This window comes from Microbacterium istanbulense, from assembly GCF_037204145.1.
Taxonomy (GTDB): Bacteria; Actinomycetota; Actinomycetes; order Actinomycetales; family Microbacteriaceae; genus Microbacterium; species Microbacterium istanbulense.
This window is the reverse complement of sequence record NZ_JBBDGN010000001.1, coordinates 352,747-375,931: the sequence shown is the minus strand read 5'-3', so window position 1 is coordinate 375,931 and position 23,185 is coordinate 352,747. Positions and strand designations below refer to the sequence as shown.

Sequence of the window (23,185 nt, the reverse complement as noted above, 5' to 3'; positions counted from 1 at the left end):
CTGATGACTGCTTCCGAAACGAAACCGGCCAAGCCGTTGGACGGGTGGCGCGTACTCGTGCCCCGTGGCGGCCCCTGGGGTGACGGCGTGGCCGCGAGCCTGCGTTCGCAGGGCGCCGTGCCGGTGGTCGCCCCGCTGATCAACTTCGCTCCGACGACCGACCAGCCCTCGCTGGATGCGGCGCTGGAGCGCCTGGCCGCCGGTGAGTACGACTGGTTGACCATCACCAGCGCCACGACCGTCGATGTGCTCTTCGCGCACCGGGTCGAGATCCCCCGCACGACGAAGGTTGCGGCAGTCGGCGAGACGACGGCTGCCGCCCTGCAGGCGGTCGGCTACGAGGTCGCCCTCGTGCCCGAGCAGGACAATTCGGCGGCGGGTATGGCCAAGCAGCTGATCGAGCTCGAGCCCGAGCCGCGTCGCATCCTCACCCTGCGCAGCGAGATCGCCAAACCCGTGCTCACCCAGTCGCTGATCGATGCGGGGCATCACGTCGACAGTGTGGTGGCGTATCGCACGGTGGGTGTGCCGGTGACGGAGCGCATCCGGCGGGATGTCGAGAACGGCCGCATCAACGCGATCCTCATCACCAGCGGGTCGGTCGCGCAGCAGGTGCGCGAGCAGTTCCCGACCATCCCCGACACGACGCTGCTGGCGGCGATCGGGCCGCGCACCGCGAAGGACGCCCGCAACGCCGGCCTGCCGGTGTGGGTGGTGGCCGACAAGCAGACGGTGGATGCCCTGATCGATGCGGTCTCGCACTTCACGCTGCCGCACGCGGCCGACGAGTTCGCGCCGTGAGTCGTTTTCCTGACACCCGCCTGCGGCGGCTGCGGCAGTCCGCGCCCGTACGCAATCTCGTGCGTGAGACCTCGCTCGAGGCGCGCCAACTGGTGCTCCCGATGTTCGTGCGGGAGGGTCTGACCGCGCCGCAGCCGATCGGGTCGATGCCCGGGATCGTGCAGCACTCCATGGATTCGCTGCGGGCCGCGGCTGCCGAGGCGGCTGAGGCGGGCGTGGGCGGTGTGATGCTGTTCGGCGTTCCCGCCGTGCGCGATGCCACCGGTTCTGGTGCGGATGATCCGCAGGGCATCCTGAATGTGGCCACTGAGGCGCTCGTCGCCGAGGTGGGCGATGCGCTGGTCGTGCAGACCGATCTGTGCCTGGATGAGTTCACCGACCACGGGCACTGCGGCGTGCTCGCCCCCGATGGGTCGGTCGACAACGATGCGACGCTGGAGCGCTATGCGTCGATGGCGCTCGCGCAGGCGCGCGCCGGATCGCAGCTGCTCGGGCTCTCGGGCATGATGGACGGCCAGGTCGCGGTGATCCGCGATGCGCTGGATGCCGAGGGCTTCACCGACACGCTGCTGCTGGCCTACGCGGCCAAGTACGCGAGCGCGTTCTACGGCCCGTTCCGTGAGGCGGTGGACTCGCAGCTGCAGGGCGATCGCCGCACCTACCAGCTCGACCCCGGCAACCGCCGCGAGGGCGTGCGCGAGGCACTGGTCGATCAGGATGAGGGCGCCGACATCGTCATGGTGAAGCCGGCGATGGCCTTCCTCGATGTGCTGCGCGAGGTGCGCGACGCCGTCGAGATTCCGGTCTGGGCATACCAGGTCTCCGGTGAGTACGCGATGGTCGAGGCCGCTGCCGCGAACGGTTGGATCGACCGGCGTGCCGCCGTGCTGGAGTCGCTGCTGTCGATCCGCCGTGCCGGCGCCGACGCCGTGCTCACCTACTGGGCTGCTGAGGCCGCCCGCTGGCTGAAGGGCTGACGGGCCCCTCCCGGCATCCCCGTGTCCCACTTTTCGCAGAGCATGTCCCAAAATCTGCTGCCAAACCGGCGGTTTAACAGCAGAAAGTGGGACATGGTTGTGGGGGAAGCGCCGGATGCCACAGATCTACTCCCGAACCAACAGGAGACACCGTGACCGACCGCAATGACGACCTGTTCGACACCGCCCGCCGGGTGATCCCCGGCGGAGTGAACTCGCCCGTACGGGCCTACGGTTCGGTCGGGGGGACACCGCGCTTTCTCGCATCCGCCAGCGGCGCCCGCGTGACGGATGCCGCCGGTCAGGAGTACATCGATCTCGTCGCCTCCTGGGGACCGGCGCTGCTCGGACACGCGCAGCCCGACGTCGTCGCCGCGGTGCAGGATGCTGCCACCCGCGGCCTCTCGTTCGGCGCCCCTACCGAGGGTGAGGTCGAACTGGCTGAGCTCATCGCCGACCGGGTACGGCACGGCGATGCGCGCCCCGTCGAGCGGGTGCGCCTGGTCTCGACCGGGACCGAGGCCACGATGACCGCGATCCGTCTCGCCCGTGGCGCCACCGGCCGCGATCTGCTGGTGAAGTTCGCGGGCCACTACCACGGCCACTCCGACGGCCTGCTTGCCGCCGCCGGGTCTGGCGTCGCGACCCTCGCGCTACCAGGCTCGGCCGGCGTCCCGGCGCCGATCGCCGCGCAGACGCTCGTCATCGACTACAACGACCCGGATGCCCTCGCTGCCGTCTTCGCCGAACATGGCGACCGCATCGCTGCCGTCATCGTCGAGGCCGCCTCGGCGAACATGGGCGTGGTCGCTCCGCTGCCGGGCTTCAACCGGCTCATCGCCGAGACCGCGCACGCGCACGGCGCCCTGATGATCCTCGACGAGGTGCTCACCGGATTCCGCGTGCATCCCGCGGGGTTCTGGGGTCTGCAGCAGGAGGCGGGCGAGGAGTACCAGCCCGACATCATCACCTTCGGCAAGGTCGTCGGCGGAGGGATGCCGCTGGCCGCGCTCGGCGGCCGCGCCGAGGTCATGGACCTGCTCGCCCCGACTGGACCCGTCTACCAGGCGGGGACCCTGTCGGGGAACCCGCTGTCGGTCGCGGCCGGCCTGGCCACCCTGCGCCTGGCGACGCCCGAAGTGTACGACGCGGTGGATGCCGCCGCCGACCGCCTCGCCACGGCGCTGGATGCCGCGCTGACTGACGCCGGCGTCGTGCACGCCGTGCCGCGCGCGGGCAACCTGTTCGGCGTGGTTTTCGCGCCCGATGCCCCGCGCACCTATGCCGAGGCGCAGGCTCAGGAGTCGTTCCGCTACGCACCCTTCTTCCACGCCATGCGGGAGCAGGGCATCGCCCTGCCGCCCAGCGTTTTCGAGGCCTGGTTCCTCACCGTCGCGCACGGCGAGGAAGAGCTCGCGGCGATCGAGGCCGCGCTACCGGCCGCGGCTGCTGCGGCGGCCTGCGCCCAGCCCTGAGCGTCGACTGGCGGAATCCTCACAGAGAACGCTCTGGCTCCTGTGGGCAAGTCGCACCCGGCTTGTCGGAGGGCGCTGGCAGACTAATGCCATGGTGACCCTGCTGCTCGATCAGTCGCGGCTCGAAGTCGTGCTCTCACCGATCGAGCGCGCCACCACATTCCACCGCGACAACCTGCGCATCGCGCGTGAGCACATCACCAAGGTGCAGCTCACCGACGATGCATGGACGTGGTTGCGCGGCGTACCCGGCCCTGGCACCCACATCCCCGGCATCCTCGCCGCCGGCACGTGGAAGTCGGCGGGAACCACCGATTTCGTGCTGATCCGTCGTCGCAAGCCGAGTGTCGTGATCGACCTCGTGGACGACGACTACCAGCGGCTGATCCTCACCACCCGTCATGGGCTTGCGCTCACGCAGGCGCTGCGACTCGAGGTGAGTGAAGAACCGGCTGACGTGGTCGAGATCGCCGCGACCGGCGCGATTCCGGTGCAGAAGGGCCGTCAGCGGCCCGTGATCCGCCCGCGCCCGGCATCGGCCTGAAACGACGATGACCGCCCCGGTGAAGGGCGGTCATCGATGAGGGGCGCGGAGCGCAGCGGGTAGCGCGACTCAGTCGCGGTGCTCGTGCTCGTGGTGCTCGTGCCCGTGCTCGTGCTCGTGGTGCCCGTGCTCGTGGTGCTCGTGCTCGTGGTGCCCGTGCTCGTGGTGCCCGTGCTCGTCGTGCTCGTGGTCGTGCTCGTGGTGCCCGTGGTCGTGGTGGTGCCCGTGCTCGTGGTGGTCACGGCGCAGCTCCGCGCGCGTCTCGTGATGCTCGTGGTGCTCAGAGTGCTCGTGGTCACCCGAGTGCTCGTCGCTGGACTGGTCCGCGTTGTTGTCGTGCGGGTGCTCCTGCTCGGCATCCGTCTGCTCGGCATCCGACTGCGGCACCGTGTCGATCACGCCGGTCGAGGCGACGCTCCAGGTACGGGACTCCTGCTCATCCACCTGCGCGTAGGGGTAGTCGGGAGCAGGGCCCTCGAAGAACGAGCGCGCGGCGGCCGAGAGCGAGGTGCGCATCGCCGCAAGACGAGGATCGGACTGCTCCTCGTCATCGTCGGAACCGTCGGCATCCTCATCGCCCTGCCCAGCGAGCAGCGGAGAGAAGACAGCGACGCCCGTGCCGGTTCCCGGCTCGACGACAGCCTCGTCGGAGTTGTCGTCGGCTGCGGGAGCCTCATCTGCATCTGCATCTGCATCTGCATCTGCGGCGTGGGCGGCGTCGGTGGAGGCAGGGATGCCGGTGATCAGCTCAGTGAACGACACCCGCTCCTCTTCGGGAGCAAGGGAGACTGCCATCGTGGCGAGCGGCAGCACCCCCGCGCCGTCATCGGAGTCATCGGTGCGTGCCGCGTCGTCGTGGGTTTCGCCCTCGCCCTCGCCGCCTGTTTCGGCGGCAGGCTCAGCAGCCTCGGGCTCGGGCTCGTCGGTCTCGACGGCCTCCGGCTCGGGTTCGGGCTCGGGCTCGACAGCCTTGGTCTCGGGGTCTCCCGCGGAATCGCCCTCCGGGGCTGCCTCGTACGCGGATCGCGGGGTGTCGAATCCGCCCACCGAGACGGGAGCCCAAGCCGGCTGGGCGGAGTCATCGGCGACGTCGTCGACCACGTCATCGATGTCGTCGTCGTGGGAGATCACCGGGATCGCCACGGCCTCGGTCGTGACGGTGTCGAGCGTCACTGTCGCGGGATCCGCGAGGTCGACACCCTCCGCCGGGGCCGGGGTGGTGTCTGCCGTGGTGGGAGCGTCCTCGGTGGGTGTCGCTTCTGGGGCGTCCGCGGCGTCGTGCGACGCGCTGTCGGCAGCGTCCGCACCGGCGTCGTCCGCAGTGGCGTCGTCCGCAGCGGCAGGAGCCTCCGCGTCCTCGCTCGGCTCAGCGGAGTCGCCCGTGCCGATCGCCTCGTCGGCGGCATCCTCCGCCGGCGACGCCTCGGCCGCGCCAGCGTCATCCGCCGGTGCGTCGTCTGCCGGCGCGTCTGCCGGCGCGTCCCCCAGCGCCTCGGCGGTGCCTGCCGCGATCACACCCGCGCCACCGACGGTCGCGACACCGCCAGCCAGCAGAGCAGCATCACCCAGCGCCACGGCCGCGGTGTCGGCCGCCTCATCGGAGCCAGCCTCCGTGCCGCCCTCGGCGGCGGCCGGTGCGCTCGTCGTCTCGGCGTGCTCGGCATGAGCCACGGGGTTCGCGACCTCGTTCAGGCGCGGGCTGGCCGAGCGACGACCGTAGACCAGGTCGAGGAACACCTCTTCGAGGCTGGGGCCGCGCTGCAGCAGCGTGGTCAGAGCGATGCCGGCGCTCGCGGCGATCGCGCCGACCTGCGCCGCATCCGCGCCGCGCACGGTCAGTCCCGAGCGCAGAACGTCGTACATGAGGCCGGCGGCGCTGAGGGCGGCGGCGAGCCCCGAACGATCCTCGGCGTCGACGACCACAGAACCGGTGGTCGGATCGACGAGGTCCTCGATGCTCCCGGTGTACTCGGCGTGACCGCGCGAGAGCACCACGACGTTGTCGGCGACCTGCTCGATCTCGCTCAGCACATGCGAGGAGACCAGCACCGTGCGGCCCTCATCGGCCAGGCGACGCATGAGCATGCGCATCCACCGGATGCCCTCAGGGTCGAGCCCGTTCGCCGGCTCGTCGAGCACGAGCGCACCCGGGTCGCCGAGCAGGGCCGTCGCCACGCTGAGCCGCTGACGCATACCGAGTGAGAAGCCGCCGATGCGCGTCTCGGCATCGTTCTGCAGCCCCACCAGCCGCAGCACTTCGTCCACCCGAGAGGTGGGGATGCCGTTGGCCTTGGCCTGGATCGTCAGATGACGGGTGGCCGTGCGGCGCGGTCGGTAGACGGTGTCTTCCAGCACCGAGCCCACGGTACGCAGCGGATGCCGCAGCTCGGAGTACGCCTTGCCGCCGATCGTGGCCGTTCCCAGCGTCGGGCGGATCTGCCCGAGCAGCATCCGCAACGACGTCGTCTTGCCGGCACCGTTGGGGCCAAGGAAGCCAGTCACGACCCCGGGCTCAACGCGTGCCGACAGGTCGGACACAGCGGTGACGTCGCCGAAACGCTTCGTCACCCTGGTGAACTCGAGCACCTGTCCTTCGGGCATGCGAGACCTCTCTGATCTGGGGAGTCCCCTCTATCTTCACGGAAAATCCCCCGATTCGAGGTATTTTCGGGCACCGGCGCGCGGTGGATCCAGCGGGGTGGCGGGTAGCCTGGCGATCGTGACCGACTCCGCAGCATCCCGCGTCCTCGTCCGCACCGAACACACGCTGGGCAGGATCACCCTGAACCGGCCCGAGGCGATCGGCGCGCTTGACCTCGGCATGATCCAGGCGATCACCGCCGCCCTCGATCTCTGGCGAGATGATCCCGACGTGCTCGCGGTGCTCATCGACGGCACGGGCGAGCGGGGCCTGTGCGCCGGCGGCGATGTGCGGGCTCTTTACGAGCAGATCACGAGCGGCAACGCCGATCAGACCGCGACGTTCTTCGGTGCCGAGTACGCCATGAACGCGGCGATCGCCGCGTACCCCAAGCCGGTCGTCGTCTTCGCCGACGGCATCACCATGGGTGGCGGCATCGGCCTGGCCGGTCACGCCTCCGTGCGCATCGTCACCGAGCGGTCGAAGCTGGCGATGCCGGAGACGCGCATCGGCTTCACGCCTGACGTCGGCGGCACCTGGCTGCTGGGGCGTGCGCCCGGCCGGATGGGGGAGTACTTCGGGCTGACCGGCGCGACGATGAGCGGTGCGGATGCCATCTACCTCGGCTTCGCCGACCACTTCGTGCCGTCCGATAGCCTGCACGGGCTCGCCGACGCGCTGGCCTACCGTGCCGACCCAGCCACGCCGAACGAGATGGTGCTGCTGTTCGACGAGACCCCCGAGCCCTCTGCGCTGCCCGCGGCGCGGCCCTGGATCGACGACGCCTTCTCGGCCGACACGGTCGCCGAGATCCTCGAGCGGCTCGATGCGCGCCCCGAGCCGGATGCCGCAGCTGCAGCGGCCACCCTGCGGGAGCTCTCGCCGACCGCCCTGGCGGTCACGCTCGACGCCGTGCGCGAGGCGCGCGAGATGTCGGGTGTGCGCGAGGCGCTCGAAGGGGAGTACCGCCGGGTGCTGTGGTTCGCCCACCATCACCCCGACCTCGTCGAGGGCATCCGCGCACAGCTGGTCGACAAGGACCGTAACCCGCACTGGCAGCCGGCGACCGTCGCGGAGCTGGCATCCGATCCCGGCGCCGATGCCCGCGCTTACGTGCCCCAGCCCGCACTGTTCGGGGCCTGAGGACCCCTCACACCGCAGCGGCTCAGGGGCGGGCGGAGTCGGCGAGCTCGCGGAGGCGGGCGACGTGCGCGGCGGGCTGACGTTCGCGCGCGTAGGCGACGGCCGCCTCACGCGGATGCTGCAGCAGCGAACGGTCCGCCTCGAGCTGCACGATCAGCTCGGCCAGCGCCGCCGCATCCGTCCCGGGGGTGCCGATCGCGGCATCGCCGAACTCCCCGGCCAGCACCGGGTCGCTGACGATCACCGGGCGTCCGTGCGAGAACGCCTCCAACGCCACCATCGGCTGGTTGTCGAAGCCGAGTGAGGTGATGAGGGCCGCGTCGGCGGCATCCATCAGCTCGGCCACACGCGTGCCGGGAACCGAACCGTGGAACGTCACACCGGCGACCGGCCGCTGCGTGCCCCCCGCGACGTCGAGGTGCACGCGGCCAGAGCCGAGCCGCGCCTCGACCAGCCGCATCGCCTCCAGCGCCACCTCGACGCGCTTCTCGGGAGCGAAGCGGGCCACCCAGAGCAGACGCAGCGGTCCGCCCTCGGGTGCGGCGGTCACCGCGAGCGGCTGCGCGACGTTCGAGAAGGCCTCCACTCGGCCCGCCCCGGCATCGCGCAGCGCCTGAGCCTGATGGCGGGAGGGAGAGAGCACGATGTCGGCGCGTTCGGCGATGCGCAACGTCATCGTGCGCAGGGCGTTGTTGAGGGCGTGGCTGCCCCGGTATCGGCCGCCATCGGCGATCCCGGTGAGGGAGCGATGCACACGCGAGACCGCGGGCGCGAACGGGGCGAGAGGTGCCGGCGCACGCCAGAAGAACGTGTGCACGGTGTGCAGTACCGGGATGCCGAGTCGCCGGCCCACCGCGATCGCGGCGGCGGCCAGGGCGAACTCGGAGTGCACGACGATGGTGTCGACCTGGTGGCGGCGCACGGTCGCCGCGACGAGCGGCTCGAGGTCGCGGGCACGGCCGAGCAGGGGTAGATCCAGCACGGGGATGGTGCCGCGGCGTGGGGGAGTGACGGTGATGATGCCGGATTCCGCGGCATCCGCCAGCTCATCGGCGTCGGGAGCGAGCACGACCGTGCGCACGCCGTCGGCGGCCAGGGCCTGCGCCTGCCGGACGAAGGCCGTCTGCGCCCCTCCCAGGTACTTCAGGGAGTAGTCGCACACCAGCAGTACGGCCGGCGTCGCAGCCTTGTCGTCGCGCATGAGGTCCCTTCGATCCTGCCCCTGCGAGTCTACGGCGGCGCCCTGTGCGCCCCGGCGCTGCGTTGTTCGATCCGGTGCAGCAAATCCAGCCGTCGAAGGGAGGGCTTTCGCTGTGAGCGAAGGGGAGCGGATGCACCCGAGCGGATGTCGGCAGATCGTGGCACCCTGTCATGTGGCCACTCTTCGGTGACCCTCAAAAACCTACTAGGACGTCCACCTGTGCTGGGAAAAATCCTCCTTCGATACATGCGCCGATATCGGTGGCTGCTGCTCGGCGTGCTGGTGTTCCAGTTCGCCAGTGCGATGGCTGCCCTCTACCTGCCGCGCCTGAACGCCGACATCATCGATCAGGGTGTGGCGCGCGCCGACACCGGCTACATCTGGTCGCACGGCATGCTCATGCTCGCCGTCTCGCTCGGGCAGATCGTCGCCTCGGTCATCGCGACCTACTTCGCCGCGCGTGCGGCGATGTCGACCGGTCGCGACATTCGCGCCGACGTGTTCCAGCGGGTCAACAGCTTCTCTGAGCGGGAGGTGTCGCAGTTCGGCGCCGGTTCGCTGATCACCCGCAACACCAACGACGTGCAGCAGGTGCAGATGCTGGCCATGATGGGCGCGACGATGTTCGTCACCGCGCCGCTGCTGGCCATCGGCGGCATCATCATGGCCGTGCAGACCGACCTGGGCCTGAGCTGGCTGATCGCCGTCTCGGTGCCGGTGCTGCTCGTCGTCGCGGTCCTCATCATCGGCCGCATGGTGCCGCTGTTCCGGCTCAACCAGCGCAAACTCGACGCCGTGAACCGCATCATGCGCGAGCAGCTCACGGGTGTGCGCGTCGTGCGCGCCTTCGTGCGCGAGCGCATCGAAGAAGAGCGGTTCCGCGGCGCGAACACCGACATCATGATCGTCGGACGCAAGATCGGCTCGCTGTTCGTGCTGCTGTTCCCGCTGTTCATGCTGATCCTCAACGTCACCGTCGTCGCCGTGATCTGGTTCGGCGGCATCGAGGTCAACAACGGCACGGTCGAGATCGGCACGCTGTTCGCCTTCATGCAGTACATCGGCCAGATCATGATGGGCGTGATCATGTCGAGCTTCATGGCGATGATGATCCCGCGCGCCGCCGTCTCGGCCGAGCGCATCGGTGAGGTGCTCGACGCCCCCACGAGCATGACCCGCCCCGCAGACGGCGTGACCGACTTCCCCGCCCCGGGTGCGGTGGCCTTCGACGACGTCGAGTTCACCTACCCCGGTGCCGAGGCTCCGGTGCTCTCGGGCATCAGCTTCGGCGCGCAGCCGGGTGAGACCGTCGCGATCATCGGGTCGACCGGTTCGGGCAAGACCACACTGGTCTCACTCATCCCTCGTCTGTTCGACGTCACCGGCGGCGCCGTGTACGTCGGCGGCACCGATGTGCGCGAAGCCGACGTCGAGGCGCTGTGGAAGAGCATCGGTCTCGTGCCGCAGCGTCCGTTCCTGTTCACCGGCACCGTGGCATCCAACCTGCGCTACGGCCGCGAGGATGCCACCGACGAAGAGCTCTGGAAGGCGCTCGAGATCGCGCAGGGCCGCGACTTCGTCGAGGAGATGCCCGACGGGCTCGAGTCCCGCATCGCCCAGGGCGGTACGAACGTCTCCGGCGGTCAGCGTCAGCGCCTCGCCATCGCGCGGGCGATCGTGCACCAGCCGCAGGTGCTCGTCTTCGACGACTCCTTCTCGGCGCTCGACCTCACCACCGACGCGCGCCTGCGGCAGGCCCTGTGGCGTGAGCTGCCCGAGGTGACCAAGATCGTCGTCGCCCAGCGGGTGTCGACCATCACCGACGCCGACCGCATCGTCGTTCTCGAAGACGGCGCCATGGTCGGCGTGGGTACCCATGAGGAGCTGCTCGAGACCTGCAGCACGTACCGCGAGATCGTCGAGTCGCAGCTGGGGGTGGACGCATGACCAGTCCTGAGAACAGTCGTGCCGCGGCGACGCCGCTGCCCGCAGAGGCCACCGCGGTCGATGTCACCATCGATGAGGCGTACGAGGCCGAACTCGCCGAGCAGGCCCGTCAGGCCGGCGGCGGCTGGGACTCGGCAGCCCCCGGCAAGGCCGACAACTTCGGTGTGAGCTTCGCCCGCATGATCGGGCTGCTCAAGCCCTCGGCGGTCTGGTTCGTGCTCGTGTCGATCTTCGGCGCCATCGGCGTCGTGCTGGCCGTGGCCGCACCGAAGGTGCTCGGTGAGGCGACCAACATCGTCTACGAGGGCTTCATCTCGCACGTGCTTGGCACCGGGATGGGGGACTTCCCCGGATTCCCGCAGGGCATGTCGCAGCAGGAGGTCGTCGACGCGCTGCGCGCCGCCGGTCAGGACGACTTCGCCAACATGGTCGGCGCCATGCAGAACTTCTCGGTCGGCACCGGTGTCGACTTCGAGCGGCTCCGCTGGATCATCGTCGCGGTGCTCGCGATCTACGTGGTCTCGGCGTTCCTCAGCTGGATCCAGGGATACGTCATCAACGTCATCATGGTGCGCACCATGTGGCGTCTGCGTGAAGACGTCGAGGCGAAGATCAACCGCCTGCCGCTGTCGTACTTCGACAAGGTGCAGCGCGGCGAGCTGATCTCCCGCGTCACGAACGACATCGACAACATCACGCAGACCATGCAGCAGTCGCTCTCGGGTGCGCTGACCTCGGTGCTGACCGTGATCGGCGTGCTGATCATGATGTTCTCGATCTCGTGGCAGCTCGCGCTCGTCGCCCTGGTGGCGCTGCCGCTGATGGCGGTCATCTTCGGCATCATCGGTCCGCGCTCGCAGAAGGCCTTCGGCACGCAGTGGCGCAAGGTCGGCCGCCTCAACGCCCGCGTCGAGGAGGCCTTCTCTGGTCACGCACTGGTGAAGGTGTTCGGTCGCGAGCAGGACGCCCTCGACCGCTTCCAGGTCGAGAACGAAGAGCTCTACCAGGCGAGCTTCAAGGCGCAGTTCCTCTCGGGCATCATCATGCCCGCGATGACCTTCGTCGGCAGCCTCACCTACGTCGGCATCGCCGTGCTCGGCGGACTCATGGTCGCCAGCGGCAACCTGCGTCTCGGCGACGTGCAGGCCTTCATCCAGTACTCGCAGCAGTTCACCCAGCCGCTGAGCGAGCTGGGCGGGATGGCAGCGGTGGTGCAGTCGGGCACGGCCTCGGCCGAGCGCGTCTTCCAGCTGCTGGATGCCGACGAGCAGGAGCCGGATGCCGAGGATGCCCCGACCGTCACCGGCGGCGAAGGCGTCATCGAGTTCGAGCACGTCGCGTTCTCGTACACCCCGGAGCGTCCGCTGATCACCGACCTGTCGTTCCGCGTCGAACCCGGGCAGACGGTCGCGATCGTCGGCCCGACGGGTGCGGGCAAGACGACCCTGGTGAACCTCATCATGCGGTTCTACGAGCTCGACGCCGGGCGCATCCTGCTCGACGGTCAGGACATCTCGCAGATGGAGCGCGCCGATCTGCGCGCCCGTACCGGCATGGTGCTGCAGGACCCGTGGCTGTTCGCCGGCACGATTCGCGACAACATCCGCTACGGCAAGGAGTCGGCCACCGAAGACGAGCTCATGGCCGCCGCCAAGGCGACCTACGTCGACCGTTTCGTGCACTCGCTGCCCGACGGCTACGACACCGTGCTCGACGAGGATGCCTCCAACGTCTCTGCCGGTGAGCGTCAGCTCGTCACGATTGCACGCGCGTTCGTCGCGCAGCCGTCGATCCTCATCCTCGATGAGGCCACCAGCGCGGTCGATACGCGCACCGAGCTGTTGCTGCAGCACGCGATGGCGGCCCTGCGCCAGGGACGTACCTCGTTCGTGATCGCGCACCGCCTGTCGACCATCCGCGACGCCGACCTCATCCTGGTGATGGAGCACGGTGACATCGTCGAGAAGGGCACGCACGACGAGCTGATCGCCGCGCAGGGCGCGTACTGGCGCCTGTATCAGTCGCAGTTCGAGCAGGCCGCGACCGATCTGGATGCCGAAGAGCTGATGACCGGCGGTATGCCGGTGGTCGCCTCGGGCGAGGCCGACGAGACGGTTGACGCGGCAGCACCTGCCGACGACCGCGCCTGACCCCCACAGACGAGAACGCCCGCCCCGACTCCGGGGCGGGCGTTCTCGTCTGCGCGGAGACGTCGGTAAGGGGACGTCTGGGCAGGGGCTCAGCGGCCGTCGAGGCCGAACAGCTCCAGGGGGTGGGTCAGCCGCCACCAGGCGCTGGGTGCGGGGATCGCCGCATCCAGCGACACGGTCGTCTCGGCCTGATTCACGGGCCCGGCGAGGGTGAGCGTGCCGACTTCGGCACCCTTGGTGGTGTCCTCACCGAGTTCGAGCGTGCTCTCCGATGTCGCGGCGGCGCTGTTCCACAGCACGACCTCGGCATCGGCATCCGTCACGAGGTTCGCTTTCGCACCCCACTCCGTGCGCACGGTGCCGACCACGGTGCCGGCGGGGACGGTCGGCTCCTGCGCCGCCAGCTGCTCCTCGACCTGCGTGAACAGCGAGCGGGTCGCGGCGAGTCGCTCGTCATCGCCGTCCTGGCCGAGCACGGCGGCGAAGAGCCGCACGGTCGTGCCGTCGACCTCGACATCCTTCGCGGTGAGCAGATTCCATCCCGAGAGCGTGCCGGTCTTGATGCCGACGACACCGGGATCCTCGAGCATGTCGTTCGAGTTCGTCACCTCACCCGCGCCAGGGATCTGCGCTGACTCGGTGCCCACGATCTCAGCGAAGACAGGATTGCGCATCGCGACCTCGCCGAGCTCGATGAGCCCGGCCGGGGTGGAGACATTGCGGGTGTCGAAGCCCGAGGGGGTGGCGAGGCTCACGCCCTCGATGCCGTTCTCGGCGAGCCACGCCTTCGACGCCTCGGCGAAGCCGGCATCGGACCCCCACAGCTCGTCCGACATGCGGTCGATGTAGTTGTTGGCCGAGCCGAGCAGCACGCCCTGCAGCATCTGATACTCGCTGAGCGAGCCGCCCACGGGCACGTCGAGCGCCGACTGGTTCGACCAGCGGTAGCTCCAGTAGTCGCGCGAGTCGCTCCAGTCGAACGTGTACGCCGGGCCCTGCTCGCCCGGCTCCAGGGGCAGCTCGTCGAGCACCATCATGGTCGAGGCGACCTTCGTGATGCTCGCGATCTCGGTGGGCACGGTCGTCGAGGCGACGGTGTCCAGCCCAGAGACCGCCACGGCGGCGCTCCCGGTCGTCGGCCAGGTGATCGCCGCGGCCGGGGCGGGGGTGAGCTCGACGGTCGAGGCCTTCACCACGGGTGCGACGGCATCGAGGGGCCAGAGCAGGGTCGCGCCGACATAGGAGCCGCACAACAGCGCGACCACGCCGAGCGGCACGATCGCCCGCGGGCGCAGCCAGCCGGGCACGAGGTGGGCATCGGTGAGCAGGTCATCGTCGGATTCCTCGCGCAGGGCCGAGGCCGCCGTCACCGTCTGGGCGTCCAGCCAGGTGAGCGCCGTGGGTGGGCGAGCCTCGTCGGCCCACTCGCTCGCGGGGGTCTCCGGCTCGGTGGGTTCGGCGGGTTCGGCCGGCTCGGCCGACACGATGATCGGGTTCTCCCGCGTGCTGTCGTCGGTGTGCTCGACGGCTTCGTGCTCGACGGCATCCGGCTCCAGTGCATCCGGCTCCGGCTCGACGGCATCCGGCTCCGCAGCGTCCGGCTCCGGCTCGGCCGCATCCGGCTCCGGCTCGGCCGCATCGACCGCATCTCGCTCGCGGGCGGCCTGCGTGACCGGATCGTTCGCCGACTTCGGGCCGAACAGGGCCGCGAGCTTCGCGTGGGTCTCGTTGCGCGCGTCGGTGGCATCCGCTTCCGCACCGTCGCCCGCGACATCCTCGGGCGCGGGAGGTGAAGGGCGGTCATCGACGGTCACCCGCATACGCTATCGAATCCTCGCTATGATCGAGGCACAACCACGGGAGTCCGGCGAGCCGGGCTGAGAGGGAGCGATTCGCGCTTCGACCGTCGAACCTGATCCGGATCATGCCGGCGCAGGGAGGAGTTCATATGAGTACGTCCACGTCCACGTCCGCTTCCACGGATGTCGCGAAGGCCACGCCGCGCACTCTGCGCTGGCGGGTCGTCGACATCGTCGTCGCCAGTGTGCTCGGCGTCGCCGCCGGCCTGATCTTCCTGGCCTGGAACACGCTGTACCCGGGTCCGAAGCTGCTGCTCGAACCGCTGCTGCCGGGGCTCCAGGGCCTGCTGGACGGCCCTTGGCTCTTCGCCGGCGTGCTCGGCGCGCTGATCATCCGCAAGCCCGGCGCGGCGATCTACACCGAACTGCTCGCCGCGGTCGTCTCGGCGCTGGTCGGAAACCAGTGGGGCGGATTCCTCACCCTCGAGGCCGGGCTCGTGCAGGGCCTGGGGGCCGAGCTCGTCTTCCTGCTCTTCTTCTACCGTCGCTGGAGCCTGCCCGTCGCGATCCTCGCGGGCATGGGCGCGGCCCTGGCCGGCGGCATCAACAACCTCATCCTCTGGTTCGCCGGTGCCGACACGACCTTCGTCGTCGTCTACCTGATCAGCACGGTCGTCTCGGGCGCAGTGATCGCGGGCCTGCTGTCGTGGCTGCTCGCCCGTGGCCTGGCCGCGACAGGGGCACTCGACCGCTTCGCCTCCGGGCGGGCCGGCGCGACGCGGGTCTGACCACCCCCATGTGCACCTCCGTCGGCCCCGCCGCGGTCGAGATCCGCGGCTGGGGCTGGCGGCACGCCAGTCGCATCGCCTGGGCCCTGCACGACGTGAGCGCCCGAATCGAGCCGGGCGAGCGCGTGCTGCTGCTCGGCGCATCCGGCGCGGGCAAGTCGACGCTGTTGCACGGCCTGGCCGGCGTGCTCGGCGGTGACGAAGAGGGCGAGAGCGTCGGCGAACTGCTCATCGACGGGATGCCGGCCGCCCGCACACGCGGACGCGCGGGGCTCGTGCTGCAGGATCCCGACTCGCAGGTCATCCTCGCCCGGGTGGGCGACGACGTCGCGTTCGGCTGTGAGAACCTCGGCGTGCCGCGCGACGAGATCTGGCCGCGTGTGGAGGCGGCGCTCGACGCCGTCGGACTCGACGTGCCCCTGGACCGCCCGACCAAGGCGCTCTCGGGTGGCCAGAAGCAGCGTCTCGCCTTGGCCGGCGCGCTCGCCATGCGCCCCGGTCTGCTCCTGCTCGATGAACCCACCGCCAATCTCGACCCGCGCGGGGTGGCAGAGGTGCGCGACGCCGTCGAGCGGATGCTGCAGGTGCAGCCGGCGACTCTCGTCGTGGTCGAGCACCGGATCGACGCCTGGCTGCCCCTCATCGACCGGGTCATCGTGCTCGGCGAGGGCGGGGTGATCGCCGACGGTTCGCCCGACCGCGTGCTGCGCGAGCAAGGCGAGTGGCTGGCCGAGGCGGGAGTCTGGGTGCCTGGCATCCCCCCGCGGCATCCGGCGGCACCGGCGTCACCGCCCGGCCCTGCCCTCGTCTCCGCGCGCGACCTGGCCGTGGCCCGCGTGCGCGGCGAGACCGTCGCGGCCGGCATCGAACTTCGCGTGCACGCCGGCTCGGTGCTAGCCGTGACCGGCCCGAACGGTGCGGGCAAGTCGACTCTCGGGCTCACGCTCGCCGGTCTGCTCCCTCCTGTGGGCGGCGAGGTGACGGCATCCGACTCCCTCCGCGACGGTGCCGGTCCCGCGCCCATCCGGTGGGCCTCCCGCCAGCTCCTCCCGAGGATCGGCACCGTGTTCCAGGAGCCGGAGCATCAGCTGCTCGCGACGACCGTGCGTGACGAGCTCGCGATCGGGCCGCGGGCACTCGGCCTGGACGAGGGCGAGATCGCCGCCCGGACCGACGACCTGCTCGCCCGTCTGCGCCTCGACCGGCTCGCACAGGCCAACCCGTACACCCTCTCGGGCGGCGAGAAACGGCGACTGACGGTGGCATCCGCTCTGGCCACTCGCCCGCGCATGCTCGTGCTCGACGAGCCCACGTTCGGGCAGGATGCGCGCACCTGGCAAGAACTGATCGCCCTGCTGGCCGAACTGCGCGACGCGGGCACCGGCATCGTCGTCGTCACCCACGACGCCGACGTCGTCACCGCGCTGCATGCCGAGCGTTACGTGTTGGGAGCCGGCGCGTGACCCTGCTCGCGAGTCATGCGCGCACCGGGGTCCTCGCCCGCGTCAACCCGGTCGCGAAGCTCGGGGCGAGTGCGCTCATCGCGATCCCGCTGGTGCTCAGCCTCGACGTCGTCTCGGCGGCCGTCGCGCTCGCCCTCGAGTGCGTGCTGTTCTGCTTCGCCGGCATCGGCTGGCGCGAGTTCTGGCTGCGCACCTGGCCGGTCTGGCTGGCGGCGCCGCTGACCGCCCTGACGATCGCACTGTACGGCGAACCGAGTGGCACCGTGTACGCCGAGTGGTTCGTCGTGCGCATCAGTGAGGGGTCACTGACGCTGGCCGCGGCGACCTTCTTGCGGGTGCTGGCCGTCGCGTTGCCATCGGTCGTGCTGTTCGTCACTGTCGACCCCACCGACCTTGCGGATGGCCTCGCCCAGATCGTGCGGCTGCCGGCGCGGTTCGTGCTCGGTGGGCTCGCGGGCCTGCGCATGGTGGGGCTGTTCCTCGACGACTGGCGCGCCCTGGAACTCGCGCGCCGCGCGCGAGGGGTGGCCGATCGCGGCCGGCTGCGCCGGTTCCTCGGTATGGCGTTCGCGTTGCTCGTGCTGTCGATCAGGCGGGGCGCGAAACTGTCCACGGCGATGGAGGCACGGGGGTTCGGGGCGCCGGGCGCGCGGACCTGGGCGCGGGAGTCGCGCTTCGGCGGCAGGGAATGGATGCTGCTCGCCATCGGCCTGGCGATCTCGGCCGCCGCGGTCGTCGCGGCGGTGCTCGCCGGCACGTGGAACTTCATCCTCGGCCCGGGCTGAGCGGGCCTGCTCAGTCGAGCAGCGGCGCCAAGACCTCTTCGAGCACGACCGCGTTGTCGTGGTCGGTGTTGCGGCTGGAGTAGATGAGGGTGACGACCGGATGCGGCTTCAGCTCGTCGACGAGCGTGTGCAGCGCATCCGCGCTCTCGCCCGCGAGCTGTGCGCGGTACTGGTCGGCGTACACGTTCCAGTCCTCCGGCGGCGCGGCATGCCAGGCCTTGCGCAACGCGGTCGTGGGCGCGACGTCCTTGGCCCACAGGTCGATCGCTGCCCGATCCTTCGATACGCCGCGTGGCCAGAGGCGATCGACGAGCACACGGAACCCGTCGGACCGTTCGGCAGTGTCATAGGCTCGTTTGCGTCGCAGTTCCATCTCTTCAGCATCCCCCTCGTAGGGCCTGCGGCCAAGAGCGGATGCTGCGCACGGGCGGAACTGAAAACCACATATGCTGAGACTCAGTCGCAAAACGACGTCCGGCCTCAGGCGTTCAAAGGAGAACACGATGCAGATCAGCGGACAGGGCGCCCTCGTCACCGGCGGCGCCAGCGGGCTGGGCTTGGCCACAGCCCGGCGTCTCGCCGCCGCCGGAGCCCAGGTCACGATCATCGACCTGCCCGGCTCGGCCGGAGAGAGCATCGCCGCCGAACTCGGTGGCGCCTTCGCTCCCGCCGACGTCACCAGCCCCGAGCAGGTCGCGGCGGCCGTCGCCACCGCCCAGGCCCTCGCCCCACTGCGCGTGGTGGTCAACTGCGCCGGCATCGCCCCGCCCGCCAAGGTGCTCGACCGCGACGGCAACCCCACCGACCTCGCCGGCTTCGAGCGCATCATCCGGATCAACCTCATCGGCACGTTCAACGTCATCTCGCAGGCATCCGCCGTGATCAGCCAGAACGAGCCGACCGAGAGCGGTGACCGTGGCGTCATCGTCAACACCGCCAGCGTCGCCGCCTTCGACGGCCAGATCGGACAGCCCGCCTACTCGGCATCCAAGGGCGGCGTGCACGCGATGACCCTGCCGATCGCGCGGGAGCTCGCCCGCTACGGCATCCGCGTGTGCACCATCGCCCCCGGCATCATGGAGACCCCCATGCTGGCGGGGCTGCCCGAAGCCGCGCAGGCCTCGCTCGGCCAGCAGGTGCCGTACCCCGCCCGCCTCGGCCGCCCCGACGAGTACGCCTCCCTCGTGATGCAGATCGTCGAGAACGGCTACCTCAACGGTGAGACCATCCGCCTCGACGGCGCCATCCGCATGGCGCCGAAGTAAGGAGAGAACATGTCCCTCGCAGGAAAGACCATCCTCATGTCCGGTGGTAGCCGCGGCATCGGGCTCGCGATCGCGCTGCGCGCGGCCGCCGACGGCGCGAACATCGCCATGCTCGCCAAAACCGACACCCCGCATCCGAAGCTTGAGGGCACCATCCACACCGCCGCCGACGCGATCCGGGCCGCCGGCGGCCAGGCGCTCCCGATCGTCGGTGACGTGCGGGAAGACGACGACATCACCGAGGCCGTGCTCAAGACGCAGGGCGAGTTCGGTGGCATCGACATCGTCATCAACAACGCCAGCGTGATCGACCTCTCGCCCTCGCTCGACCTCTCGGCGAAGAAGTACGACCTCATGCAGGACGTCAATGTGCGCGGCACCTTCATGCTCTCGCGCGCCGCGATCCCGCAGCTGCTCGAGGCCGAGAACCCGCACATCATCTCGCTCGCCCCGCCGCTGAACCCCAGCCCCAAGTGGCTCGGCGCCCACACGGGCTACTCGCTCGCGAAGTTCGGCATGACCATGGTCACCCTGGGTCTTGCCGCCGAGTTCGCCGAGCAGGGCATCGCCGCCAACACGCTGTGGCCGCGCACGACCATCGCCACCGCCGCCGTGCAGAACCTGCTCGGCGGCGACCGCGTGATGGCCGCCAGCCGCACCCCGGAGATCTACGCCGACGCTGCCTACGCCGTGCTCACCACGCCCTCGCGCGAGCGCACCGGTCAGCAGCTCATCGTCGAGGATGTGCTCGAGCAGGCCGGCGTGACTGACTTCTCGCAGTACGCCGCCGTGCCCGGCACGCCGGACGAGCGCCTGTTCCCCGACATCTTCCTGGACTGACGAGAGTCAGGTTCCCGGACTGACGAGAGTCAGGCGCGCGCGTCGAGTGCGGCGCGGAAGCGTGCGGCGCGGCGGGTGAGGTCTGCCCAGTTGGATGCCGCGATCGCGGCGCCGTTCGCGAGGTCCCCGCCCGCGCCGACCGCCACCGCTCCAGCGGCGAACCAGTCGGCCAGGTTGTCGGGGCTGACGCCGCCGGTCGGCATGAGCGGAGCATCCGGGAACGGGCCGCGCAGCGCGCCGAGGTAGGACGGTCCGCCCAGCGAGGCCGGGAAGATCTTCACCACGTCGACGTTCAGGGCGAGCGCCGTCATCACCTCGGTCGGCGTCAGGGCGCCGGTCATCACCACGCGCCCGGTGCCGAGCATGGCCCGGGTGAGGTCGGGCAGGGTGCCGGGGCTGACCAGGAACGCGGCTCCCGCATCTGCGGCCGCCGTGGCCTGCGCGGCCGTGGTGACCGTGCCGGCGCCGATGTACGCGTCGTCGCCGTGGCGCCGGATGAGCTCGCGGATGACCGCGGGGGCGTCGGGGGTGGAGTAGGTGACCTCGATGCCGGTGATGCCGCCGGCGATGATCGCCTCGGCGGCCTCGAGGGCGCTCTCGGGTGAGGGGGCGCGCAGGACGGCAAGGACGCCGGTGGTGCGGGCGCGGGAGAGGCGGTCGGTCACAGCGGCTCCTTCGGTCGGATGCCCCCATTGTGCGCGGAAACCACCTGTAATTACAAGTCCGAGATTCCGGCGACGCTCAGGCGCTGTCCGGCGGGCACCGCGTACCCTGGAGGAATGCCCGCCCCCGAAGAGACCTCGCGTCCGCGCTCCACGCCTGTGCGTGCCACCAAGGCGCCCCAGGTGCGCCCTGCCACCGAGGGGTGGACGCAGAAGAAGGACGCCGAGGGGCGCCCGCTGCTGCAGTTCGCCAGCCCCAAGCGCGGCAAGCCGCCCGTGCACCTGGCCGACCTCACCCCGACCGAGCGCGTCGAGAAGGTCAAGGAGCTCGGCCTGCCCGGCTTCCGTGCCAAGCAGCTGGCCACGCACTACTTCACGCACTACACCTCCGACCCCGCGCACATGACCGACCTGCCGGCCGCGCAGCGCGAGGAGCTCGTCGCCGGCATGCTGCCGCCGCTGCTCACCGAGGTGCGGCGTCTGGAGACCGACAAGGGCGACACGATCAAGTTCCTCTGGCGGCTGCACGACGGCGCCCTCGTCGAGTCGGTGCTCATGCGCTACCCCGGCCGCATCACGCTGTGCGTGTCGAGCCAGGCCGGATGCGGCATGAACTGCCCGTTCTGCGCCACCGGACAGGCGGGACTCACCCGCAACATGTCCACCGCCGAGATCATCGAGCAGATCGTGCGCGCCAACCGGGCCATCGCCGACGGTGAGCTCGGTGGCAAGAAGGCGAACGACCACTCGGCCGAGCGCGTGTCGAACATCGTCTTCATGGGTATGGGCGAGCCGCTCGCCAACTACAAGCGCGTGATGGACGCCGTGCGCATCATGGTCGCCCCGCAGCCCGAGGGCCTGGGCATGAGCGCCCGTGGCATCACCGTCTCGACCGTGGGTCTCGTGCCCGCGATCCGCAAGCTCGCGGACGAGGACATCCCGGTCACCTTCGCGCTGTCGCTGCACGCGCCTGATGATGAACTGCGCGATGAGCTGATCCCGGTCAACTCTCGCTGGAAGGTCGGCGAGGCGCTGGACGCCGCACGCGAATACTTCGACAAGACCGGGCGCCGCGTCTCGATTGAGTACGCGCTCATCAAGGACATGAACGATCACCCGTGGCGCGCCGACCTGCTGGCATCCAAGCTCAACTCCCGCGGACGCGGTTGGGTGCATGTGAACCCGATCCCGCTGAACCCGACGCCGGGGTCGATCTGGACTGCCTCCGACAAGGCCGTGCAGGACGAGTTCGTGCGCCGGCTCAACGACGCCGGCATCCCGACCACGCTGCGCGACACGCGTGGCAAGGAGATCGACGGGGCCTGCGGTCAGCTGGTCGCCACCACCGAGGACGAGGCCGCAGCAGCCGCGATGGCCTGAACGGCGCCGCGAGCAGACACCTGAATCACCCTTCAGGTTTGTCGGAAAATGCTCTACGATCGGTAGCGGCGACGGTGCTGGGGACGGCACGCGGCACCGCGCGGGGAATGTCGCACCGCGCGCATGGCGAGCGTGGTCTGCGGCAGCGGTGCCGTGTGTCCCGCGGTGATGACGCCGCACCTGGATCCTCGAAGGAGTCGACATGACCACCGCCCTGTTCGATGGCATCACTGCCCAGCGCGTCGAGACCGCCCGCTACACCGCGAACGTCCTCGAGCGTCCGTCCACCGATCCGCAGGGTCCTGTCGTCGTGTTCGTGCACGGCAATGTGTCATCCGCGGCCTTCTACCAGCCCTCGATGCTCGCGCTGCCGGCCGAGGTGCGCGCGCTGGCGGTCGACCTGCGCGGCTTCGGCGACAGCGAGATCAAGCCCGTGGATGCGTCGCGGGGCCTCAGTGACTTCGCCGATGACGTGTGGGCCGTGCTCGATGCCCTCGGTGTCGACGCCGCGCACCTCGTCGGTTGGAGCATGGGTGGCGGCGTCGTGCTGCAGATGCTCCTCGACGCACCCGAGCGCGTGCTCTCGGTCACGCTCGAGGCCCCCGTCTCGCCCTACGGCTTCGGCGGCACGCACGGTGCCGACGGCATCCGCAACGATGACGACGGCGCAGGCACAGGTGGCGGGGGTGCGAACCCCGACTTCGTCGCCCGTCTGGCATCCGGCGACACCGGCAGCGACGAGCAGACCTCGCCGCGCACCGTCTACCGCACCGCCTACGTCGCCAAGCCCGAACTGCAGAAGGCGCACGAAGATGCCTGGGTGGCATCCATGCTCACCACCGCGACGGGCCTCGACAACTACCCCGGCGACGCGGTCGACTCGCCGAACTGGCCCGGCTTCGCCGCCGGCACGCGCGGGGTGCTCAACACGATGGCGCCGCAGCACCTCAACCTCTCGGGGATCGTCGACCTCGACGTCAAGCCGCCGATCCTCTGGATCCGTGGTGAGAAGGACGCCATCGTCTCGGATGCCTCGTTCTTCGATCTCAACCACCTGGGCGCGATCGGCGCGATCCCCGGCTGGCCGGGTGCCGACGTCGCGCCGGCGCAGCCGATGATCACGCAGACGCGCGCCGTGCTCGACCGGTACGCCGCCAACGGCGGCAGCTATCGCGAGGTGGCATTGGCGGATGCCGGCCACGCCCCGCACCTGGATGAGGCAGAGACGTTCAACCGTGAGCTGCGCGCGCTGATCGGCGTCTGACCGGGCTGAACCTGAGAGCGCACGCAGGCACCTTGCGGCCGGCGCACAGGCGGGGTTTCC

19 protein-coding genes and 1 riboswitch are annotated in these 23,185 nt (G+C 70.1%); of the genes, 14 read left to right on the top strand and 5 right to left on the bottom strand.

Annotated features, from left to right (window positions below; genetic code table 11):
* The first annotated feature begins 3 nt into the window (after window positions 1-3).
* The 4 genes from WDU93_RS01845 to WDU93_RS01830 all read left to right on the top strand — a co-directional run bounded on the left by WDU93_RS01845 (window position 4) and on the right by WDU93_RS01830 (window position 3,797).
* Window positions 4-801 carry a uroporphyrinogen-III synthase gene (locus WDU93_RS01845; protein WP_337316772.1) on the top strand — a complete coding sequence of 266 codons (798 nt, stop codon included), beginning with the start codon at window positions 4-6 and terminating at the stop codon, window positions 799-801.
* Entirely contained in the window at window positions 798-1,778 is a 981-nt protein-coding gene (gene hemB, locus WDU93_RS01840; protein WP_337316770.1) for a porphobilinogen synthase, read from the top strand. Before WDU93_RS01845 ends, hemB begins: the two co-directional genes overlap by 4 nt.
* A 152-nt stretch (window positions 1,779-1,930) precedes the next feature.
* Window positions 1,931-3,253, top strand: coding sequence for a glutamate-1-semialdehyde 2,1-aminomutase (gene hemL, locus WDU93_RS01835; RefSeq protein ID WP_337316768.1), 1,323 nt, complete (start codon window positions 1,931-1,933; stop codon window positions 3,251-3,253).
* Window positions 3,254-3,344: 91 nt separating this feature from the next.
* Window positions 3,345-3,797: a hypothetical protein gene (locus tag WDU93_RS01830; protein ID WP_337316766.1), complete on the top strand. Its 453-nt coding sequence runs from the start codon at window positions 3,345-3,347 to the stop codon at window positions 3,795-3,797.
* A 69-nt stretch (window positions 3,798-3,866) separates the two neighbouring features.
* On the opposite strand, the gene WDU93_RS01825 is transcribed toward WDU93_RS01830, so the two are convergent.
* The gene (locus WDU93_RS01825; protein WP_337316764.1) at window positions 3,867-6,398 is read right to left on the bottom strand and encodes an ABC transporter ATP-binding protein; all 2,532 of its coding nucleotides are present in this window, start codon (window positions 6,396-6,398) and stop codon (window positions 3,867-3,869) included.
* A gap of 118 nt (window positions 6,399-6,516) precedes the next feature.
* Here WDU93_RS01825 and WDU93_RS01820 point away from each other — a divergent pair, with 118 nt between their 5' ends.
* Complete coding sequence (locus WDU93_RS01820; protein WP_337316762.1) at window positions 6,517-7,581, top strand: enoyl-CoA hydratase/isomerase family protein; 1,065 nt, start codon at window positions 6,517-6,519, stop codon at window positions 7,579-7,581.
* Window positions 7,582-7,603: 22 nt separating this feature from the next.
* On the opposite strand, the gene WDU93_RS01815 is transcribed toward WDU93_RS01820, so the two are convergent.
* The gene (locus WDU93_RS01815) at window positions 7,604-8,782 is read right to left on the bottom strand and encodes a glycosyltransferase family 4 protein (protein WP_337316759.1); all 1,179 of its coding nucleotides are present in this window, start codon (window positions 8,780-8,782) and stop codon (window positions 7,604-7,606) included.
* A gap of 219 nt (window positions 8,783-9,001) precedes the next feature.
* Between WDU93_RS01815 and WDU93_RS01810 the strand changes: the two genes are divergently transcribed.
* Entirely contained in the window at window positions 9,002-10,729 is a 1,728-nt protein-coding gene (locus WDU93_RS01810) for an ABC transporter ATP-binding protein (RefSeq protein ID WP_337316757.1), read from the top strand.
* On the top strand, window positions 10,726-12,879 hold the full coding sequence (locus tag WDU93_RS01805) for an ABC transporter ATP-binding protein (RefSeq protein WP_337316754.1): 2,154 nt from the start codon (window positions 10,726-10,728) through the stop codon (window positions 12,877-12,879). Before WDU93_RS01810 ends, WDU93_RS01805 begins: the two co-directional genes overlap by 4 nt.
* A gap of 89 nt (window positions 12,880-12,968) precedes the next feature.
* On the opposite strand, the gene WDU93_RS01800 is transcribed toward WDU93_RS01805, so the two are convergent.
* The gene (locus tag WDU93_RS01800; RefSeq protein WP_337316752.1) at window positions 12,969-14,693 is read right to left on the bottom strand and encodes a D-alanyl-D-alanine carboxypeptidase family protein; all 1,725 of its coding nucleotides are present in this window, start codon (window positions 14,691-14,693) and stop codon (window positions 12,969-12,971) included.
* 32 nt (window positions 14,694-14,725) lie between these two features.
* A riboswitch (TPP riboswitch) is annotated at window positions 14,726-14,837 on the top strand.
* Between WDU93_RS01800 and WDU93_RS01795 the strand changes: the two genes are divergently transcribed.
* The 3 genes from WDU93_RS01795 (at window position 14,828) to WDU93_RS01785 (ending at window position 17,714) form a co-directional block, all read left to right on the top strand.
* Window positions 14,828-15,466: an ECF transporter S component gene (locus WDU93_RS01795; RefSeq protein ID WP_337316751.1), complete on the top strand. Its 639-nt coding sequence runs from the start codon at window positions 14,828-14,830 to the stop codon at window positions 15,464-15,466. Its footprint overlaps the riboswitch before it by 10 nt.
* An 8-nt stretch (window positions 15,467-15,474) precedes the next feature.
* On the top strand, window positions 15,475-16,929 hold the full coding sequence (locus WDU93_RS01790) for an ABC transporter ATP-binding protein (RefSeq protein WP_337316749.1): 1,455 nt from the start codon (window positions 15,475-15,477) through the stop codon (window positions 16,927-16,929).
* Window positions 16,926-17,714: an energy-coupling factor transporter transmembrane component T family protein gene (locus WDU93_RS01785; RefSeq protein WP_337316747.1), complete on the top strand. Its 789-nt coding sequence runs from the start codon at window positions 16,926-16,928 to the stop codon at window positions 17,712-17,714. Before WDU93_RS01790 ends, WDU93_RS01785 begins: the two co-directional genes overlap by 4 nt.
* Before the next feature lie 10 nt (window positions 17,715-17,724).
* Here WDU93_RS01785 and WDU93_RS01780 read toward each other — a convergent pair whose 3' ends face one another.
* Entirely contained in the window at window positions 17,725-18,087 is a 363-nt protein-coding gene (locus tag WDU93_RS01780) for a DUF488 domain-containing protein (RefSeq protein WP_337316745.1), read from the bottom strand.
* A gap of 130 nt (window positions 18,088-18,217) precedes the next feature.
* Here WDU93_RS01780 and WDU93_RS01775 point away from each other — a divergent pair, with 130 nt between their 5' ends.
* Together WDU93_RS01775 and WDU93_RS01770 are read left to right on the top strand one after the other, a co-directional pair.
* Complete coding sequence (locus tag WDU93_RS01775; protein WP_337316743.1) at window positions 18,218-18,979, top strand: SDR family NAD(P)-dependent oxidoreductase; 762 nt, start codon at window positions 18,218-18,220, stop codon at window positions 18,977-18,979.
* Between the two features lie 9 nt (window positions 18,980-18,988).
* A complete protein-coding gene (locus WDU93_RS01770) occupies window positions 18,989-19,819 on the top strand; it encodes an SDR family oxidoreductase (protein ID WP_337316741.1) in 831 nt (276 codons plus the stop codon).
* 29 nt (window positions 19,820-19,848) lie between these two features.
* Here the strand turns inward: WDU93_RS01770 and WDU93_RS01765 are convergent, their stop codons facing one another.
* Entirely contained in the window at window positions 19,849-20,484 is a 636-nt protein-coding gene (locus WDU93_RS01765; protein ID WP_337316739.1) for a bifunctional 4-hydroxy-2-oxoglutarate aldolase/2-dehydro-3-deoxy-phosphogluconate aldolase, read from the bottom strand.
* Window positions 20,485-20,598: 114 nt separating this feature from the next.
* Here WDU93_RS01765 and rlmN point away from each other — a divergent pair, with 114 nt between their 5' ends.
* Both rlmN and WDU93_RS01755 read left to right on the top strand, forming a co-directional pair.
* Window positions 20,599-21,861 carry a dual-specificity RNA methyltransferase RlmN gene (gene rlmN, locus WDU93_RS01760; protein ID WP_337316737.1) on the top strand — a complete coding sequence of 421 codons (1,263 nt, stop codon included), beginning with the start codon at window positions 20,599-20,601 and terminating at the stop codon, window positions 21,859-21,861.
* Window positions 21,862-22,063: 202 nt separating this feature from the next.
* Entirely contained in the window at window positions 22,064-23,125 is a 1,062-nt protein-coding gene (locus WDU93_RS01755; protein ID WP_337316735.1) for an alpha/beta hydrolase, read from the top strand.
* Window positions 23,126-23,185: the final 60 nt, after the last annotated feature.